Genomic DNA, 17,233 nt, shown 5'->3' on the forward strand with positions numbered 1-17,233 from the left:
CGGCGGCCGCCCTCGCGACGCGGCACTGGGCGGGCGCCGCCGCGCCCCACCAGTGGCGCGTCCAGGTGCCGGGCGGCGTGCTCGGCGTGCGGATGTTCCCGACCGAGGACGGCGAGCACGTCGGCCTGTCGGGCCCCGCGGAGCTGGTGTTCGACGGGGTCGTGGCGCTGGCCTGATCCGCTCGTCCACAGGGCGGACGCGACGACCGAGGGCGGATGCGCCGGCGGGAGGGGCTAGGCGTCCACGCCGCGGTGCACCCGCAGCACCCGGAAGCCCTTGTCGGACGCCGTGCGCGTCGTCTCGAGGCCCGCGGGCAGGGCATCGACCAGCCAGCGCTGCAGGGAGTCGGATCCGAGGTTCCGCTGCACGACGAGCCATGCGTCGGCGTCCGGCGCGAGCCGCGGCATCCACTCGAGCAGGATGCCGTGCAGCGCCTCCTTGCCGACCCGGATGGGAGGGTTCGACCAGACGGTGGCGAACGAGAGGCCCGCGGGAACATCCTCGGGCAGCACGGCGTTGACGTTCTCGAGACCGAGGGACCGGGCGTTCGCCCGCGTCAGCTCGAGCGCCCGCTCGTTCACGTCGACCGCCCACACGGTGGCCGACGGCGATCGCATCGCCAGATCGAGCGCGACGGGACCCCAACCGCAGCCCACGTCCATCAGATGCCCCTCGGCAGGGGGCGCCGGGACGTGGCGCAGCAGCACCAGGGTCCCCTGGTCGACGTGCTCGGGGCTGAAGACACCGCCTGCGGTCTCGACGTCGACCGTCCGTCCTCCCAGCTCGACCGTGATCGTGCGGGTGCGCAGGGGTCCGGCCGGCGACGAGGAGAAGTAGTGCGCGTCGGCCATACCGGGACGATACCGGACGCCCGCGCTACGATGGGAGCACATGACAACGCACGACGAGCACGACCACGAGCCCGCGGACACGACGACGACGTCCACCGAGAACACCGACCGGGACGACGTCGTCGCGCGCGTCCTCGCACGGGCGGAGGACCGGTCCGCCGGCTACGCCCTCTTCCGCGGATCCGGCGCGCAGGCGCTTTCCGCGAACCCCGACACCGAGCAGGGCTCCGACGGCGACCAGAGCGAGCGCGCCGATCGCCAGGCGCTGCGGCGCGTCGCCGGCCTCTCCACCGAGCTCGAGGACGTCACCGAGGTCGAGTACCGGCAGCTGCGCCTCGAGAACGTCGTGCTCATCGGCGTGTACTCGCAGGGGTCCGTCGACGACGCCGAGAACAGCATGCGCGAGCTTGCCGCCCTGGCGGAGACCGCGGGCGCCGTCGTGCTCGACGGCCTGCTGCAGCGCCGCCCGACGCCGGATCCCAGCACCTACTTCGGACGGGGCAAGGCCGAGGAGCTGCGGGCGCTGGTCGCCGCGGTCGGCGCGGACACCGTCATCGCGGACACCGAGCTCGCCCCCAGCCAGCGGCGCGCGCTCGAGGACGTGGTGAAGGTCAAGGTCATCGACCGCACGGCCGTGATCCTCGACATCTTCAGCCAGCACGCCAAGAGCCGGGAGGGCAAGGCCCAGGTCGAGCTCGCGCAGCTCCAGTACCTCCTCCCGCGCCTCCGCGGATGGGGCGACTCGATGTCCCGTCAGGCCGGTGGCCAGGTCGGCGGCGCGGGCGCGGGCATGGGATCGCGCGGTCCGGGTGAGACGAAGATCGAGCTCGACCGCCGGCGCATCAACACGCGCATGGCTCGCCTCCGCAAGCAGATCGCCGCGATGAAGCCGGCGCGCGACACCAAGCGCGCCAACCGCGACCGGCACTCAGTGCCCTCCGTCGCGATCGTGGGGTACACGAACGCCGGCAAGTCATCGCTGCTCAACCGGGTGACCAAGGCGGGCGTGCTGGTCGAGAACGCGCTGTTCGCGACGCTCGACGCCACGGTCCGGAAGACCGAGACGGACCAGGGACAGCTGTACACGCTGGCCGACACCGTCGGCTTCGTGCGGAACCTGCCCCATCAGCTGGTGGAGGCGTTCCGCTCGACGCTGGAGGAGCTGGCCGACTCCGATGTGCTCGTGCACGTCGTCGACGCGTCGCACCCGGACCCCGCGGCGCAGCTCGCGACCGTGCACGAGGTGATCGCCGAGGTGGATGCGTCGTCAATCCCCGAGATCGTCGTGTTCAACAAGAGCGACCTCGCCTCCGAGGGCGACCGCGTGGTGCTCCGCGGCCTGGCGCCGCAGGGCGTCTTCGTCTCCGCCCGCACGGGCGAGGGCGTCGAGGAGCTGCGCCGTCGCATCGCGGAGCTGCTGCCTCAGCCCACCATCGAGGTCGACCTCCTCGTGCCGTTCGAGCACGGCGAGATCGTCGCGATGCTCCACGACGGGGCCAAGGTGCTCGAGACCTCGTACGTCGAGGAGGGCACGCGCGTGCGCGCGCTCGTGACGGCCGAGCAGCAGGCGCAGGTCCAGGCGTACTCGGTGGTACCCGCGGTCTGATCCGCACGACCACGCACGACCCCGCACGCACGAGAGCGGCCGATCCCCTCGGGGACCGGCCGCTCTCGTGCGTCGGGCGTGCGACGCGACGTCAGACCGAGCGCATGACCGCCACGACCTTGCCGACGACCTCGGCGAAGTCGCCGAGGATCGGCTCGAACGCGCTGTTGCGTGGCAGGAGCCAGGTGTGGCCGTCGCGCTGGCGGAACACCTTGACGGTGGCCTCGTCATCGAGCATCGCCGCGACGATGTCGCCGTTCTCCGCCGTCTTCTGCTGGCGCACGACGACCCAGTCGCCGTCGCAGATGGCCGCGTCGATCATCGAGTCGCCGACGACCCGGAGCATGAAGAGGTCGCCCTTGCCCACGAGCTGGCGGGGGAGGGGGAAGACCTCCTCGACCATCTGCTCCGCGGTGATGGGGATGCCGGCGGCGATGCGGCCGACCATGGGCACCATCGCCGCGTCGCCCACGGGCGTCGACGGCTCGCCGCTCTCCGCGGCGCCGGAGCCCGGCAGGTCGATGAGGACCTCGAGGGCGCGCGGCCGGTTCGGGTCGCGGCGGAGGTAGCCGGAGAGCTCGAGCTGGTTGAGCTGGTGCGTGACGCTGGAGAGCGACGCGAGGCCGACCGCGTCGCCGATCTCCCGCATGCTCGGCGGATATCCCTGGCCGGCGATGGTGCGCTGGATGAACTCCAGGATCGAGATCTGCTTGTCGCTGAGGCTCTTGCGGCGCCTCGTCGCGCCGCCTCCCGCTGCTCGCTCGTCCGTCATGCCACGGCCCGCCTCTCGTCGCCGACGCCCCGGGCGGCTCGTCGACCCGGCGGGCCGACGCCCTCGCGGGGGCGATGTCGGTGGTGCCCGGTGGAATGGACACCAGGCACTCGAAACTGTATCCAGCCGAGGCACCCCGGGCAAACACCTGTTCGAGCGTGTCGCGCCGCTGGCGGCGGCATCGAGGCGATCAGGGCTTGCGGAGGGCTGGTTTCGAATGTATGTTCGGAACACAGCTTCGCACCCGGCTCTCCCGGCCGAGAGCCGGGTGCGGGCTGCCCGACCCGCATCGCATGCCGTACCGCACTGCACCGCCGGGCGCGTCGCATCGACGCCCCACCGTCTCGCACGAGAGGTCACCATGAACACCGCAGCCACCACCCCCGCATCCACTGCCGCCATCACGCTCGACGCACAGGTCGCGGAGGCCGCCGTCGCGCCCCGCACGCGCCTGCGCATCACGCGCCGCGGCCGCATCGTCCTCACCGCGCTGGTCGCGGCTCCGCTCGCGCTCGGCGCCGGCCTCGTCGCCCTCAACGGCGGCGCGGCCGTCGCCTCGAAGGACGCAGCGGGCACCGCGTTCGAGTACGTCACCGTCTCGAGCGGCCAGTCCCTGTGGGACCTCGCCGAGGAGATCGCGCCGTCGGCCGACCCGCGCGACGTCATCGCGTCGGTCGTCGACCTCAACCGCCTGCCCTCGTCGGACGTCGCGGCCGGCCAGCAGCTCGCCGTCCCCGCCCAGTACGCGCACTGATCCCCGAGCGCCGTCGCGTCTCGGGCCGTCCGCTGACGCGCTCCCGGTGGCGGCCGGGAGCGCGGCGGTCCGGTCGGAACCGATCGGTAGCATGGAGACCATGAGCACCCTCGCGCGCACCGCGCACGTCACGCGGCAGACCAGCGAGTCCACCATCGACCTCCAGCTGGACCTCGACGGCACCGGTGCCTCCGAGATCAGCACGTCGGTGCCGTTCTACGACCACATGCTCACCGCGTTCGCGAAGCACTCGCTCACCGACCTGAAGGTCACCGCGACGGGCGACACCCACATCGACGTGCACCACACCGTCGAGGACGTGGGCATCGTCCTCGGTCAGGCCATCCGCGAGGCCCTCGGCGACAAGACCGGCATCGCCCGCTTCGGCGACGCGCTCGTGCCGCTCGACGAGGCGCTGGTGCAGTCGGTCGTCGACATCTCGGGCCGGCCGTTCCTCGTCCACTCGGGCGAGCCCGCGGGCTTCGAGATGCACCTCATCGGCGGGCACTTCACGGGGTCCATGGTCCGCCACGTCTTCGAGGCCATCACCTTCCACGCCGGCCTCACCGTGCACGTCACGGTGCTGGGCGGGCGCGATCCGCACCACATCGCCGAGGCGGAGTTCAAGTCGTTCGCCCGGGCGTTCCGTCAGGCCAAGGAGCTGGATCCGCGGGTGTCCGGCATCCCGTCCACCAAGGGCGCGCTGTGACGCGCCCGTCCGTCGTCGTCCTCGACTACGGGAGCGGCAACGTCCACTCCGCCGTCAAGGCGCTCGAGCTCGCCGGCGCGGACGTGGAGCTCACGGGCGACCCGAAGCGCGCGCACGAGGCCGACGGCCTCCTCGTTCCCGGCGTCGGCGCGTTCTCCGCCGTCATGACCGCGCTCCGGGCGGCCGGCGGCGATCGCGTCGTCGACCGCAGGCTCGCGGGCGGGCGCCCCGTCCTCGGCATCTGCGTGGGCATGCAGGTCATGTTCGACCGCGGCGTCGAACGGGACGTCGACGTCGCGGGCCTGGGGGAGTGGCCCGGCACGGTCGACCGCATCCGGTCCGAGGTGCTCCCGCACATGGGCTGGAACACCGTGGACGTCCCGGAGGGGTCGGCGCTGTTCGCCGGGCTGGAGGAGGAGCGCTTCTACTTCGTGCACTCGTACGCCGCACGCACCTGGGGGATCGACCCGCTCCCGCCGCTGCCCGCGCCCCGCGTCACCTGGGCCACGCACGGGGAGCGGTTCGTCGCCGCCGTCGAGAACGGCCCGCTGACCGCCACGCAGTTCCACCCCGAGAAGTCGGGGGCCGCCGGCATCCGGCTGCTCGGGAACTGGCTCGGCACCCTCCGCGCCGCCTGACGCACCGAACCGAACCGCCGTCGCCGACGGCCCCCGCACGCCCGAACCCCATCGATGGAAGGCCCCCATGAGCGAGTTCACCTCCACGCCCCGCCTGACCCTCCTGCCCGCCGTCGACGTGGCGGGGGGACAGGCCGTCCGTCTCACCCAGGGCGCGGCCGGCACGGAGACCGGATACGGCGATCCCGTCGACGCCGCCCGCGACTGGGCCGAGCAGGGGGCCGAGTGGCTGCACCTCGTCGACCTCGACGCCGCGTTCGGTCGAGGCGACAACCTCTCCGTCATCTCGCGCGTGATCCGCGCCATCGACGGCGTGCAGATCGAGCTGTCCGGCGGCATCCGCGACGACCGGTCGCTCGACGTGGCGCTCGAGAGCGGCGCGACCCGCATCAACCTCGGCACCGCGGCCCTCGAGAACCCCGAGTGGGCGGCGAGCGTCATCGCGCAGCACGGCGAGGCCGTCGCGGTCGGGCTCGACGTCCGCGGCCGCACGCTCTCCGCGCGCGGCTGGACGCAGGACGGCGGCGACATCTGGGAGGTCCTCGAGCGGCTCGAGGACGCCGGGTGCGCCCGCTACGTCGTCACCGACGTCACGAAGGACGGCACGCTCCAGGGGCCGAACCTCCAACTGCTCCGCGACGTGCTCGAGCGCACCGAGCGGCCCGTGGTCGCATCCGGCGGCGTCTCGAGCCTCGACGACATCCAGGCGCTCCGCGAGCTCGTGCCGCTCGGCCTCGAGGGCGCCATCGTCGGCAAGGCCCTCTACGCCGGTGCGTTCACCCTCGGCGAGGCCCTCGACGTCGCCGGGGAGCGATGACCGGATCCACTCCTCACGCCGACTCCGCGGGGACACCCTGGGCGGGCCGCTCGTTCGAGCCCACGCCGTTCCCCGACGACGACGGATCCGCGCCACCCGCCCTCGCCGACGCGCTCGCGCGGCACGGACGCGGCGAGGTCGGCCAGGCAGCGGTCGTGGACGCCCTCCGCGAGGCGCGCCTGCTGATCCCGCTCGTCGCGCGCCTCGGCGAGGAGGGCGAGGGAGCGCACGGCCTGAAGGCCGACAAGAGCGCCGAGCTGTCGATCATCACGGTCGCCGGACCGGACGGGCGCACCGTCATGCCGGTCTTCACGTCCGTCGCCGCCATGGGCCGATGGAATCCCGCCGCGCGCCCGGTGCCCGCGGACGCCGTCCGCGTGGCGCTGGCCGCGGCGAGCGAGGAGACCGACCTCGTGGTCCTCGACCCCATGTCGGACACCGAGTTCGTGCTGCGGCGGCCCGCGGTGTGGGCGGTCGCCCGGTCGCTGCCGTGGATCCCGAGCCCCGAGGATCCGGACGTCGCGGCGGCGCTGCACGCGAGCGTCGTCGAGGAGCCCGCGGTGGTGGCCCTGGGGTTGGCGCCGGGAGATCCGCGCGCGCGCCTCGAGGGACCGGAGCTCGTGATCACGCTGGAGCTCGTCGACGGCCTCGACCGCGCGGCGCTCGACGCGCTGCTCGCGCGGCTCCAGGGGGAGTGGTCGCGGAGCGCGGTGCTCGCCGACCGCGTCGACAGCATGGGGCTCCGGATCACCTCCGCCAGCTGAGGCGCGGACCGCGCTCCGCGACGGAGGCAGGGCGAGAGCAGCCGGCGCGACCCGCGGATCCGCCGCTGCTAGGAGACGGGCCCGGTGTACTTCTCGCCCGGTCCCTTGCCGACGGCGTCGGGATACGGGGACGCCTCGCGGAAGGCGAGCTGCAGGGACCGCAGGCCGTCGCGGAGGCTGCGCGCGTGCTGGTCGCCCAGCTCCGGGGAAGCGGCGGTCACGAGACCCGCGAGCGAGATGATCAGCTTGCGCGCCTCGGCGAGGTCGGTCTGCGTGGCGGGGTCGTCCGCGAGCCCGCACTTCACGGCGGCCGCGCTCATGAGGTGGACGGCCGTGGTCGTGATGACCTCGACGGCGGACACCTCGGCGATGTCGCGCGCGTACTGGTCGGCGACGAAGTCGGCCGTGTCGTCGTCGGCGACGCCCGCGGCAGGGGTGCCCGCGCCGTCGCCGGCCGGGACGGCGGGCTCCTCGAAGCGGTGGACGTGGGCGTCGGCCGGTCCGGCGGACGCGGGATCGGCGGGTGCGGGCGCCTCGTGGTCGGGGCGGGGCGAGTCGGTCATGTCTGTCCTCGGGCTCGGTGGCGGTGCGCGATGGCGGCGGGGCGGCGGGATCCGGTCGGCGCCCGCCCTTCCGGGGTGGGGCCGGTCTCTGCTATGCTGATCGACGGCTCCGGGGCTGTCACAGTCCCGGTTCGAAAGAGGATTGATCTCCCACCCGCGCTTGACCGCCTCCATAGGTTACCGGGTCGATTTCGCTCCCCCGTCCGAACGGATCCCCCAGGGGAACCCGCAGGCGGGAGCCCCGCCAGTGCGGGGAAAGGGCGTGTTGCCGAGTACGACGGATCCGTCGCACCCTGGTGAAGAACTCTCCTCGTCTCGAATCCGAGCGGCTCCTCAGCCGCCGGGCCACCCGAAGACACGAATAGGAGCAGTCCATCAGCGATCCCCGTACCAACGATCGAATCCGAGTTCCCGAGGTTCGCCTCGTTGGCCCAGCAGGCGAGCAGGTCGGCGTCGTATCCATCGACGTCGCACTCCGGCTCGCGCAGGAAGCCGACCTCGACCTCGTCGAGGTCGCGCCCAATTCCAAGCCCCCCGTGGCGAAGATCATGGACTACGGCAAGTTCAAGTACGAGGCCGCGCAGAAGGCCAAGGAAGCGCGTCGCAACCAGGCGAACACCATCCTCAAGGAGGTGCGCTTCCGCCTGAAGATCGACAAGCACGACTACGAGACCAAGCGCAAGCGCGCCGAGGGCTTCCTGCAGGACGGCGACAAGGTCAAGGCCATGATCCTGTTCCGCGGGCGCGAGCAGTCGCGTCCCGACCAGGGCGTGCGACTGCTCAAGATGTTCGCGGAGGACGTCGCCGAGTTCGGCAGCGTCGAGTCCACCCCCACGATCGACGGCCGCAACATGGTCATGGTCATCGGACCGCACAAGAACAAGTCCGAGGCCAAGGCCGAGGCCAACGCGAAGCGCGACGCCACCAAGGCGAGCGCACGAGAAGCGAGAGAAGAGAACAATGCCTAAGCAGAAGACCCACTCGGGTGCCAAGAAGCGTTTCAAGGTCACCGGCAGCGGCAAGATCATGAAGCAGCAGGCGGGCATGCGGCACAACCTCGAGGTCAAGTCCTCCAAGCGCAAGGCGCGACTCAACCAGGACCAGCCCCTGGCCAAGGCCGACATGAAGGTCGCCAAGAAGCTCCTCGGCCGCTAGGCCCCTCGTCGTCCGCGACACCTGAACTCGAATAGGAATCACTGAAATGGCAAGAGTCAAGAGGGCCGTCAACGCCCACAAGAAGCGTCGGGTCATCCTCGAGCGCGCCGCCGGCTACCGCGGGCAGCGCTCGCGCCTGTACCGCAAGGCCAAGGAGCAGGTCACCCACTCCCTCGTCTACGCGTACCGCGACCGCCGCGCCAAGAAGGGCGAGTTCCGCCGCCTCTGGATCCAGCGCATCAACGCCGCCGCGCGTGCGAACGGCCTGACGTACAACCGCCTGATCCAGGGCCTCTCGCTCGCCGGCGTCCAGGTCGACCGTCGCATCCTCGCGGACCTCGCGGTCCACGAGCCCGCGACCTTCGCCTCGCTCGTCCAGACGGCCAAGGCCGCCCTGCCCGCGAACACCTCGGCCCCCAAGGTCGCGGCGAACGCGTAGCACCTCCCGCCCCACCGCCGACGGCGCGTCCCCGACCGGGGGCGCGCCGTTAGTGTTGGGGCCATGCTCGACAACCCCCGCTCCCCGCGTGTCCGTGGCGTCGCCAAGCTCGCGAAGCGGGATGCGCGCGCCGACACGGGCCTCTTCCTCCTCGAGGGGCCGCAGGCCGTCTCCGAGGCGCTCGCGTTCCGGCCGGACCTCGTCCAGGAGCTGTTCGCGACGCCCACGGCCCTCGACCGCTACCCGGACCTCGCGCGCGCCGTCCGCGAGTCGGACGTCGAGGTGGAGTTCGTCACCGAGGACGTGATCGCCTCCATGGCCGACACCGTCACGCCCCAGGGCGTCGTGGGCGTCTGCCGCCAGTTCCCGACCTCGCTCAAGCAGATCCTCGGTGACGAGCCGCGCCTCATCGCGATCCTCGAGGAGGTTCGCGACCCCGGCAACGCGGGCACCATCATCCGCGCAGCCGACGCCGCCGGAGCCGACGCGGTGATCCTCACGGGCCGCTCGGTCGACCTGTACAACCCCAAGGTCGTGCGCGCCACGACGGGGTCGCTCTTCCACCTGCCGGTCGCGATCATGCCCGAGCTCGACGCCGTGCTCGAGCGCGTGAAGGCCGCCGGGCTCCAGGTCCTCGCCGCGGACGTCAAGGGCGACGACCTGCTGGCGGAGCGCACGTCCGGCGGGCTCGCCGCGCCGACCGCGTGGCTGTTCGGCAACGAGGCGCGCGGCCTCCAGGACGAGCACCTCGCCCTCGCGGACCGCGCCGTGGTCGTGCCCATCTACGGACAGGCCGAGTCGATGAACCTCGCGACGGCCGCGTCCGTCTGCCTCTACGAGTCGGCGTTCGCGCAGCGCGCCTGACGATCCCGGGCCGGACACCTGACGGGTGAGCGGTCGTCGGATCGCCCCGACATCGGCTCTGATCGGCGGAAAAGCGGCGGGCTCGTCACGAGTGGGTGACGATGCCCCGCGGAAACGCGGACGAAACACCGTCACGGATATGGTGTTCGCATGGAGCAGAGCCCGACGGCGGCCCCCGCCTCGCCCGCCGCAGCAGCGGTCGGCGAGCCCCTGGTCGTCGTATCCCACGTCAACAAGCACTTCGGGGACCTGCACGTCCTCAAGGACATCTCGACCACGGTGAACCGCGGCGAGGTCGTCGTCGTCATCGGCCCCAGCGGGTCCGGCAAGTCGACCCTGTGCCGCGCGATCAACCGGCTCGAGACCATCGACGACGGCACCATCACGATCGACGGCCAGGACCTCCCGTCCGAGGGCGCCGAGCTCGCGCGACTGCGCGCGGACGTCGGCATGGTGTTCCAGTCCTTCAACCTCTTCGCGCACAAGACCGTGCTCGAGAACGTGACCCTCGGCCCCATCAAGGTGCGCAAGCAGGGCAAGGCCGAGGCGGAGAAGCGGGCCATGGAGCTCCTCGACCGCGTCGGCGTCGCCAACCAGGCGCAGAAGATGCCGGCCCAGCTCTCCGGCGGCCAGCAGCAGCGCGTCGCGATCGCCCGCGCGCTGGCGATGGACCCGAAGCTGATCCTCCTCGACGAGCCCACCTCGGCGCTGGACCCCGAGATGATCACCGAGGTCCTCGACGTCATGGTCGGCCTCGCGAAGGACGGCATGACGATGATGGTCGTCACCCACGAGATGGGCTTCGCCCGCAAGGCCGCCGACCGCGTGATCTTCATGGCCGACGGCGCCATCGAGGAGGACACGACCCCCGCCGAGTTCTTCGACCACCCGCAGAGCCCCCGCGCGAAGGACTTCCTCTCGAAGATCCTCGCCCACTGACGCGCGCGGAGGGCCGGTCGCCCTCCCGCACACCGCACCCGGACGCCGTCGAGGCAGGCGCGTCCGGGCGCCGCACCACCGCACCACCCGCACCACGCACCACGAGCGATCCCCATCGCCTCCGTCACCCACCTCACCAGCCAAGAAACGGGAACCATGAAGCACAGGAACCTCACCATCCTCGCGGCCGCCGCGGCGGTCGTCGTCGGCCTCACCGGCTGCGGCAGCCCCGGCAGCGCATCCGGCGGCGCCGTCGACGCGGGCACCGACGCCCCCGCCAACGGCGACGGCCCGTACAAGCTCGAGCTCACGGAGGACCCCACGTTCGACGAGGGCACCACGATGGCGCGCCTCGTCGAGGCCGGCTCCATGAAGGTCGGCACCAAGTTCGACCAGCCGCTGTTCGGCCTCGCGGGCCTCGACGGCAAGCCCGCCGGCTTCGACGTCGCGATCGCGGCGCTCGTCGCCAGCAAGCTCGGCATCGGCTTCGACGACATCGAGTTCACGGAGACGGTGTCCGCGAACCGCGAGCCCTTCATCCAGAACGGCTCGGTCGACGCGGTCGTCGCGACCTACACGATCAACGACAAGCGCAAGGAGGTCGTCGACTTCGCGGGTCCCTACTACGTCGCCGGCCAGGCGCTGATGGTCCTCGCGGACGACACCACGATCAACACGCCCGAGGACGTCCGCGGCAAGCAGGTCTGCTCCGTCGCCGGATCCACCCCCGCCGCGAACATCGAGGCCACGTTCGGCGCGGTCGTCGTGCCCACCGACGTCTACAGCAAGTGCCTCGACCCGCTGCGCAACGGCCAGGTCTCCGCGGTCACCACCGACAACGTGATCCTCTCCGGCTTCATCGACCAGAACGAGGGCGAGTTCAAGCTCGTCGGCGACGGCGAGACCTTCACCGAGGAGCCCTACGGCATCGGCATCGCCAAGGACGACGAGGCGTTCCGCACGTTCATCAACGACACGCTGCAGGAGGCCTACGACGACGGCACCTGGGCGCGCCTGTTCGAGGCGACGGCCGGCACGGTCATCGACACGCCGGAGCCCCCGGCCATCGACCGCTACTAGTCCCACCCGGGTCCCGCGTGCGCTGATGCGCGCGCGGGACCCGTCCCCTGTCCGGGCCGCCCGAGCCCGGATCCGACCATCGCCCCGCCGCGCCGGGTGCCGACCATAGGAGGTGTGCCGTGGACGTGATCCTCGACAATCTCGACGTGTTCCTGCGGGGGTTCGGCGGCACGCTGCGCCTCCTCGGGCTCACCGTGCTGTTCGCCCTCCCGCTGGGGATCGTGATCGCCGCGATGAGGATCTCGCCGGTCGCGAGCCTCAGGGCCACCTCCACCGCCTACGTCGAGCTGCTGCGGAACACCCCGCTGCTGCTCGTCTTCACCTTCTTCAGCGTCGTGATCACGTCGATCTCCGGTGCGCTGCCGTTCATGACGGCCGCGGTGCTCGCGCTCACGCTGTACACGGCGCCCTTCTTCGCGGAGGCGATCCGCTCCGGCATCAACAGCGTGCCCGTCGGCCAGGCAGAGGCGGCGCGCAGCATCGGGCTGACGTTCTCGCAGACGCTCGTGTCGGTGATCCTGCCGCAGGCCGTGCGCACGGTCGTGCCGCCGCTGATCAACGTGGTCATCGCGCTCACGAAGAACACGTCGATCGCGGGCGCGTACTTCATCTACGAGCTGTTCAACGTGGGCCGCGACGTCGCGAACGCCAACGGCGACGCGGTCGTCTGGGTCTTCGTGGGCGTCGCGTTCTTCTACCTCATCATCACGGTCCCGCTCGGCCAGCTGGCGGACCACCTCGAGAAGCGAGTGGCGGTCTCCCGATGAGCCAGGTCCTCTACGACGTCCCCGGTCCCCGTGCCCGCCGGCGTTCGCGCATCCTCTCCGTCGTCACGGGCGTCGTCCTCGTCGCCGTGCTCGCCTTCGCCGCCGTGAAGCTGCAGCAGGCGGGGCAGTTCAGCGCCGAGCGCTGGCTCGTGCTCAACGACCCGCTCGTGTGGAACCTGCTGCTCCAGGGCCTGTGGGTCGTGCTGCAGTCCGCCGCGGTCGCCGCGGTCCTCGCGATCCTCCTCGGCATGGTGCTCGCGCTCCTCCGCATGAGCGAGCACCGCGTGATCCGCTACGCCGTCACCGTGGTGCTCGAGTTCTTCCGCGGCATGCCCGTGCTGCTGATGATGCTGTTCATCTACCTGATCTTCCCCATCGGCCCGTACTGGTCGGTCGTGACGGCGCTCACGCTCTACAACGGCGCGATCATCGGCGAGGCGCTGCGCTCCGGGATCCTCGGCCTGCCGCGCGGACAGCGCGAGGCGGGTCTCGCGATCGGGCTCCGGCCGCTGCAGAACCGGCTGCTCGTGGAGTTCCCGCAGGCGTTCCGGACGATGCTGCCGATCATCGTCGCCCAGCTCGTGGTGCTCATCAAGGACACCGCGCTCGGCACCATCGTGAGCCTCGTGGGCCTCACCAAGCAGGGCGAGCTGATCCTCGAGGCCACGAGCCGCGCCAACTCGCTGCCGATCTTCGTGGTCATGGTGGGCATGTACCTCGTGCTCAACCTCACGGTGTCCACCATCGCGCGGCGCCTCGCCCGCAAGCGGGGACCGCGTGCGGCGAAGACCGTCGCGGCCGGGACCTCGCAGGGGGCGTAGCCGCTCCACCCGGCGGATCTCACCGCCGACACGGGCCCGTCGCGCACGCCGCGGCGGGCCCGTCGTGCGCCGAGGGGACGCCGGCCGCGGGCCGGGACGGCGGCACCCGATCGGTAGACTCGGGCCTCATGTCCGAACCCCAGATCTCCGAGGAGACCGTCGGCGCCGCCGTGGAGCAGGCGATGGCCGCTCTCGCCGCGACCACCGACTCCGCGTCGCTCGCCCAGGCGCGCTCCGCCCACATCGGCGAGGCGTCCCCGCTCGCCCGGCTGAACGGATCGCTCCGCTCGCTGCCGCCCGCCGAGCGCAAGGACGCGGGCAAGCTCGTCGGCCAGTCGCGCGCCCGCGTCACGCAGGCGTTCCAGGCGCGCGAGGCGGAGATCCAGGAGCAGGAGGCCGCCGCGCGCCTGGTGGCCGAGGCCGTCGACGTCACCGCGCTGCCGAGCCGCTGGCGCGCCGGCGCCCGCCACCCGCTCACCATGCTCGAGGAGCGCATCGCCGACATCTTCGTCGGCATGGGCTGGCAGGTGAACGAGGGCCCCGAGCTCGAGAGCGAGTGGTTCAACTTCGACGCGCTCAACTTCCCGCCCGACCACCCGGCGCGCGCGATGCAGGACTCCTTCTACGTGGATCCGACCGACGCGCACCTGGTGCTCCGCACGCACACCTCGCCCGTGCAGATCCGCACGCTGCTCGCCGACGAGCTGCCCGTCTACACGATCGCGCAGGGCCGCACCTTCCGCAGCGACGAGCTGGACGCGACGCACACGCCCGCGTTCCGCCAGATCGAGGGCATCGCCATCGACCGCGGCCTCACCATGGCGCACCTGCGCGGGACGCTCGAGCACTTCGCGCGCTCGATGTTCGGACAGGACGCGCGCATCCGCCTGCGCCCCAACTACTTCCCCTTCACCGAGCCCAGCGCCGAGATGGACGTGTGGCACCCGGCAGCCGCGGGCGGACCCCGCTGGATCGAGTGGGGCGGCTGCGGCATGGTGAACCCGAACGTGCTGCGCTCCGCGGGCATCGACCCGGACGAGTACCAGGGCTTCGCGTTCGGCATGGGCACCGAGCGCACCCTCATGTTCCGCAACGACCTCTCCGACATGCGCGACATCGTCGAGGGCGACATCCGATTCGGCGCGCAGTTCGGGATGGTGGTGTAGTCGTGAGGATCCCGATCAGCTGGCTCGGCGAGCACGTCGAGCTCCCCGCCGGGGTCACCCCCGAGGACGTCCACGCCTCCCTCGTGAAGGTGGGCCTGGAGGAGGAGGACGTGCACGCGTTCTCGATCTCGGGCCCCGTCGTCGTCGGGCAGGTGCTCGAGGCGACCCCCGAGCCGCAGACCAACGGCAAGACCATCAACTGGTGCTCCGTCCGCGTCGCGCCCGAGGGCGCCACGGCGGCGGACGGCGGCGGTGACGTCCGCGGCATCGTCTGCGGCGCGCACAACTTCGTCGTCGGCGACAAGGTCGTGGTGAGCCTGCCCGGCGCCGTGCTCCCCGGCCCGTTCCCCATCTCCGCCCGGAAGACGTACGGGCACGTGTCCGACGGCATGATCGCGTCGTCCCGCGAGCTCGGCCTGGGGGAGGAGCACGACGGGATCCTCGTCCTCTCCTCGCTCGGCCTCGACCCCGAGGTCGGCACGGACGCGCTGGCGCTCCTGCACCTCGACGACCGGGCGGTCGAGGTCAACGTCACGCCCGACCGCGGCTACGCGTTCTCGATCCGCGGGATCGCCCGCGAGTACGCGCACGCCACGGGTGCCGCGTTCACCGATCCGGCCGACGCCCTCGCCCTGCTCGCCGCCGACGCACCCGTCGCGGGAGTGGAGGTGCGCGTCGACGACGCCGCCCCGATCCGCGGCCGCGTCGGCGCCGACGTCTTCGTCACGCGCGTCGTCTCCGGCCTCGACCTGTCCCGGCCGACCCCGCCGTGGATGGTGTCGCGCCTCACGCTCGCGGGCGTCCGCTCCATCTCGCTCGCCGTCGACATCACGAACCACGTCATGCTCGAGCTCGGCCAGCCGCTGCACGCCTACGACCTCGACCGGCTACAGGGCGGCATCGTCGTCCGGCGCGCGGCCGAGGGCGAGACGCTCGTGACCCTCGACGGGCGCGAGCGCGCCCTGCACACGGAGGACCTGGTCATCGCGGACGACTCGGGGCCCGTCGGACTCGCGGGCGTCATGGGCGGCGCCTCCACCGAGATCGGCGCGGGCACCAGCCGGGTGCTGATCGAGGCGGCCGGCTTCGACCCCGTGTCGATCGCGCGCACGGCCCGCCGGCACAAGCTGCCGAGCGAGGCGTCCAAGCGCTTCGAGCGGGGAGTGGATCCGCGCATCGCGCCCGCCGCCGCCGCACGCGCCGTGCAGCTCCTCGAGGAGCTCGCCGGCGGCCACGCGGAGGGCCTCGGCTCGATCCTCGACACGACCGCGCCGCCGGCTGCCGTCGAGCTCCCGCTCGGCTACCCGGCCTCGCTCGTCGGCGTCGACTACACCGCGGACGAGGTGCGCCACGCGCTCGTCGACGTGGGCTGCGCGCTCGAGGAGTCCGACGGCGTCCTGCGGGTCACGCCGCCCACCTGGCGACCGGACCTCCGCGACCGGGCCGACCTCGTGGAGGAGGTCGCGCGCATCGTCGGCTACGACCGCATCCCCGCCGTGCTGCCCGTCGCGCCCCCCGGCCGCGGGCTCACCGCCGCGCAGCGCCTCCGCCGCCAGGCGTCGATCGCGCTCGCCGCGGGCGGGTTCACCGAGGTCATGGGGTCGCCGTTCTCGTCCGAGGCGCAGAACGCGCGCTTCGGCGCGGCCGACCGCGAGGACGCCCCTGCGGTCCGGCTGGCGAACCCGCTCGACGTCGCGTTCCCGTTCCTCCGCCGCTCGCTGCTGCCGGGGCTCATCGACATCGCGCGCCGCAACCTGTCGCGCGGATCCACCGACCTCGCGCTCTTCGAGACCGGCACGGTGTTCCTGCCCCGCGCGGGAGTGGCGTACGGGTCGCCCGAGATGCCGCCGGGCGCGGCGCGTCCCGACGCGGATGCGCTGCGGGCGCTCGACGCGGGCATCCCGCCGCAGCCGCGCCATGTCGGCGTGCTGATCCTCGGCGACGCCGTCCCGAAGCAGCCGGGCACCCCCGCGCAGCGGGCCGGCCTCGTAGACGCGCTCGACGCAGTGCGGCAGCTCGCGCACGCGGTGGGCGTGGAGATCCGCTTCGAGCAGGGCGCGCACATCGCCATGCACCCGGGCCGCACGGCCGCGGTCGAGGCCGTCACGCCCGACGGGCCCGTGATCCTGGGGCTCGCGGGCGAGCTCCTGCCCGCGCTCGCCGCCGAGCTCGACCTGCCCGAGCGCGTCGCGCTCGCCGAGGTCGACCTCGACCTGCTCGTCTCCCTCGCGGGCGGTGCCGTCGACGTGCGAACGCTCACCTCGATGCCCGTCGCCACGCAGGACCTCAGCCTCGTGGTGCCGCTCGAGGTCCCCGCGGGGGAGCTCCTCCGCACGGTTGTCGAGGGCGCGGGCGAGCTGCTCGAGACCGCGCGGCTCGTGGACGACTACCGCGGCCCCGGGGTCGAGGAGGGGACGCGCTCGCTCACGTTCGCGCTCCGCTTCCGCGCGCCCGACCGCACGCTGACCGCGGCCGAGGCGAGCGCGGCCCGCGACGGATCGGTGCGGCTCGCCGCCGAGCGGTTCGGC

19 protein-coding genes and 1 pseudogene are annotated in these 17,233 nt (G+C 72.3%); 17 read left to right on the forward strand and 3 right to left on the reverse strand.

The annotated features are described in order from the left end of the window. Window positions 1-176, forward strand: a pseudogene (locus DZG00_RS03865) (diaminopimelate epimerase); the annotation flags it as partial. Window positions 177-233: 57 nt separating this feature from the next. On the opposite strand, the gene DZG00_RS03870 reads toward DZG00_RS03865, so the two are convergent. Further along, window positions 234-851 carry a class I SAM-dependent methyltransferase gene (locus DZG00_RS03870; RefSeq protein ID WP_119382797.1) on the reverse strand — a complete coding sequence of 206 codons (618 nt, stop codon included), beginning with the start codon at window positions 849-851 and terminating at the stop codon, window positions 234-236. Window positions 852-891: 40 nt separating this feature from the next. On the opposite strand from DZG00_RS03870, the gene hflX reads away from it, so the two are divergent. Beyond that, entirely contained in the window at window positions 892-2,457 is a 1,566-nt protein-coding gene (gene hflX / locus DZG00_RS03875; RefSeq protein WP_119382796.1) for a GTPase HflX, read from the forward strand. Between the two features lie 91 nt (window positions 2,458-2,548). On the opposite strand, the gene lexA is transcribed toward hflX, so the two are convergent. After that, entirely contained in the window at window positions 2,549-3,229 is a 681-nt protein-coding gene (lexA, locus tag DZG00_RS03880) for a transcriptional repressor LexA (RefSeq protein WP_012038705.1), read from the reverse strand. 361 nt (window positions 3,230-3,590) lie between these two features. On the opposite strand from lexA, the gene DZG00_RS03885 reads away from it, so the two are divergent. The 5 genes from DZG00_RS03885 (at window position 3,591) to DZG00_RS03905 (ending at window position 6,911) form a co-directional block, all read left to right on the forward strand. Beyond that, complete coding sequence (locus tag DZG00_RS03885) at window positions 3,591-3,983, forward strand: hypothetical protein (RefSeq protein WP_199689789.1); 393 nt, start codon at window positions 3,591-3,593, stop codon at window positions 3,981-3,983. A 100-nt stretch (window positions 3,984-4,083) separates the two neighbouring features. Then, on the forward strand, window positions 4,084-4,692 hold the full coding sequence (gene hisB, locus DZG00_RS03890) for an imidazoleglycerol-phosphate dehydratase HisB (protein WP_119381494.1): 609 nt from the start codon (window positions 4,084-4,086) through the stop codon (window positions 4,690-4,692). Further along, on the forward strand, window positions 4,689-5,330 hold the full coding sequence (hisH, locus tag DZG00_RS03895) for an imidazole glycerol phosphate synthase subunit HisH (RefSeq protein ID WP_119381484.1): 642 nt from the start codon (window positions 4,689-4,691) through the stop codon (window positions 5,328-5,330). The genes hisB and hisH overlap by 4 nt, the downstream gene beginning before the upstream one ends. A gap of 67 nt (window positions 5,331-5,397) precedes the next feature. Further along, window positions 5,398-6,147: a bifunctional 1-(5-phosphoribosyl)-5-((5-phosphoribosylamino)methylideneamino)imidazole-4-carboxamide isomerase/phosphoribosylanthranilate isomerase PriA gene (gene priA / locus DZG00_RS03900; RefSeq protein WP_012038701.1), complete on the forward strand. Its 750-nt coding sequence runs from the start codon at window positions 5,398-5,400 to the stop codon at window positions 6,145-6,147. Continuing rightward, window positions 6,144-6,911 carry an SseB family protein gene (locus tag DZG00_RS03905; RefSeq protein WP_119381485.1) on the forward strand — a complete coding sequence of 256 codons (768 nt, stop codon included), beginning with the start codon at window positions 6,144-6,146 and terminating at the stop codon, window positions 6,909-6,911. Before priA ends, DZG00_RS03905 begins: the two co-directional genes overlap by 4 nt. Window positions 6,912-6,979: 68 nt before the next feature. On the opposite strand, the gene DZG00_RS03910 is transcribed toward DZG00_RS03905, so the two are convergent. Beyond that, window positions 6,980-7,474 carry a DUF1844 domain-containing protein gene (locus DZG00_RS03910; RefSeq protein ID WP_119381486.1) on the reverse strand — a complete coding sequence of 165 codons (495 nt, stop codon included), beginning with the start codon at window positions 7,472-7,474 and terminating at the stop codon, window positions 6,980-6,982. A gap of 374 nt (window positions 7,475-7,848) precedes the next feature. Here DZG00_RS03910 and infC point away from each other — a divergent pair, with 374 nt between their 5' ends. The 10 genes from infC to pheT all read left to right on the forward strand — a co-directional run. After that, window positions 7,849-8,442, forward strand: coding sequence for a translation initiation factor IF-3 (gene infC, locus DZG00_RS03915; RefSeq protein WP_015490649.1), 594 nt, complete (start codon window positions 7,849-7,851; stop codon window positions 8,440-8,442). Further along, window positions 8,435-8,629 carry a 50S ribosomal protein L35 gene (gene rpmI, locus DZG00_RS03920; protein ID WP_012298616.1) on the forward strand — a complete coding sequence of 65 codons (195 nt, stop codon included), beginning with the start codon at window positions 8,435-8,437 and terminating at the stop codon, window positions 8,627-8,629. Before infC ends, rpmI begins: the two co-directional genes overlap by 8 nt. A 46-nt stretch (window positions 8,630-8,675) precedes the next feature. Continuing rightward, window positions 8,676-9,068 carry a 50S ribosomal protein L20 gene (gene rplT, locus DZG00_RS03925; RefSeq protein ID WP_063070530.1) on the forward strand — a complete coding sequence of 131 codons (393 nt, stop codon included), beginning with the start codon at window positions 8,676-8,678 and terminating at the stop codon, window positions 9,066-9,068. Between the two features lie 63 nt (window positions 9,069-9,131). Beyond that, window positions 9,132-9,932 carry a TrmH family RNA methyltransferase gene (locus DZG00_RS03930; RefSeq protein WP_119381487.1) on the forward strand — a complete coding sequence of 267 codons (801 nt, stop codon included), beginning with the start codon at window positions 9,132-9,134 and terminating at the stop codon, window positions 9,930-9,932. A gap of 150 nt (window positions 9,933-10,082) precedes the next feature. After that, window positions 10,083-10,871: an amino acid ABC transporter ATP-binding protein gene (locus DZG00_RS03935; RefSeq protein WP_119381488.1), complete on the forward strand. Its 789-nt coding sequence runs from the start codon at window positions 10,083-10,085 to the stop codon at window positions 10,869-10,871. 156 nt (window positions 10,872-11,027) lie between these two features. Then, entirely contained in the window at window positions 11,028-11,951 is a 924-nt protein-coding gene (locus DZG00_RS03940; protein ID WP_119381489.1) for a glutamate ABC transporter substrate-binding protein, read from the forward strand. A 119-nt stretch (window positions 11,952-12,070) separates the two neighbouring features. Further along, a complete protein-coding gene (locus DZG00_RS03945; protein ID WP_119381490.1) occupies window positions 12,071-12,718 on the forward strand; it encodes an amino acid ABC transporter permease in 648 nt (215 codons plus the stop codon). Next, the gene (locus DZG00_RS03950; RefSeq protein ID WP_119381491.1) at window positions 12,715-13,539 is read left to right on the forward strand and encodes an amino acid ABC transporter permease; all 825 of its coding nucleotides are present in this window, start codon (window positions 12,715-12,717) and stop codon (window positions 13,537-13,539) included. The genes DZG00_RS03945 and DZG00_RS03950 overlap by 4 nt, the downstream gene beginning before the upstream one ends. 128 nt (window positions 13,540-13,667) lie before the next feature. Next, window positions 13,668-14,705 (forward strand): phenylalanine--tRNA ligase subunit alpha, encoded by a 1,038-nt coding sequence (gene pheS, locus DZG00_RS03955; RefSeq protein WP_119381492.1) that lies wholly within the window; start codon window positions 13,668-13,670, stop codon window positions 14,703-14,705. A gap of 2 nt (window positions 14,706-14,707) precedes the next feature. Next, window positions 14,708-17,233: phenylalanine--tRNA ligase subunit beta (pheT, locus tag DZG00_RS03960; RefSeq protein WP_119455396.1), on the forward strand; the 2,526-nt coding region annotated here is incomplete at its 3' end.

Origin of the sequence: Clavibacter lycopersici, from assembly GCF_003576405.1 — a bacterium.
Lineage (GTDB): Bacteria > Actinomycetota > Actinomycetes > Actinomycetales > Microbacteriaceae > Clavibacter > Clavibacter lycopersici.

Bases quoted from the DNA above. Each gene is read 5' to 3' on its own strand.
- DZG00_RS03870 (WP_119382797.1), bottom strand. From the start codon at position 851: ATGGCCGACGCGCACTACTTCTCCTCGTCGCCGGCCGGACCCCTGCGC.
- hflX (WP_119382796.1), top strand. From the start codon at position 892: ATGACAACGCACGACGAGCACGACCACGAGCCCGCGGACACGACGACG.
- lexA (WP_012038705.1), bottom strand. From the start codon at position 3,229: ATGACGGACGAGCGAGCAGCGGGAGGCGGCGCGACGAGGCGCCGCAAG.
- DZG00_RS03885 (WP_199689789.1), top strand. From the start codon at position 3,591: ATGAACACCGCAGCCACCACCCCCGCATCCACTGCCGCCATCACGCTC.
- hisB (WP_119381494.1), top strand. From the start codon at position 4,084: ATGAGCACCCTCGCGCGCACCGCGCACGTCACGCGGCAGACCAGCGAG.
- priA (WP_012038701.1), top strand. From the start codon at position 5,398: ATGAGCGAGTTCACCTCCACGCCCCGCCTGACCCTCCTGCCCGCCGTC.
- DZG00_RS03905 (WP_119381485.1), top strand. From the start codon at position 6,144: ATGACCGGATCCACTCCTCACGCCGACTCCGCGGGGACACCCTGGGCG.
- DZG00_RS03910 (WP_119381486.1), bottom strand. From the start codon at position 7,474: ATGACCGACTCGCCCCGCCCCGACCACGAGGCGCCCGCACCCGCCGAT.
- rpmI (WP_012298616.1), top strand. From the start codon at position 8,435: ATGCCTAAGCAGAAGACCCACTCGGGTGCCAAGAAGCGTTTCAAGGTC.
- rplT (WP_063070530.1), top strand. From the start codon at position 8,676: ATGGCAAGAGTCAAGAGGGCCGTCAACGCCCACAAGAAGCGTCGGGTC.
- DZG00_RS03930 (WP_119381487.1), top strand. From the start codon at position 9,132: ATGCTCGACAACCCCCGCTCCCCGCGTGTCCGTGGCGTCGCCAAGCTC.
- DZG00_RS03935 (WP_119381488.1), top strand. From the start codon at position 10,083: ATGGAGCAGAGCCCGACGGCGGCCCCCGCCTCGCCCGCCGCAGCAGCG.
- DZG00_RS03940 (WP_119381489.1), top strand. From the start codon at position 11,028: ATGAAGCACAGGAACCTCACCATCCTCGCGGCCGCCGCGGCGGTCGTC.
- DZG00_RS03950 (WP_119381491.1), top strand. From the start codon at position 12,715: ATGAGCCAGGTCCTCTACGACGTCCCCGGTCCCCGTGCCCGCCGGCGT.
- pheS (WP_119381492.1), top strand. From the start codon at position 13,668: ATGTCCGAACCCCAGATCTCCGAGGAGACCGTCGGCGCCGCCGTGGAG.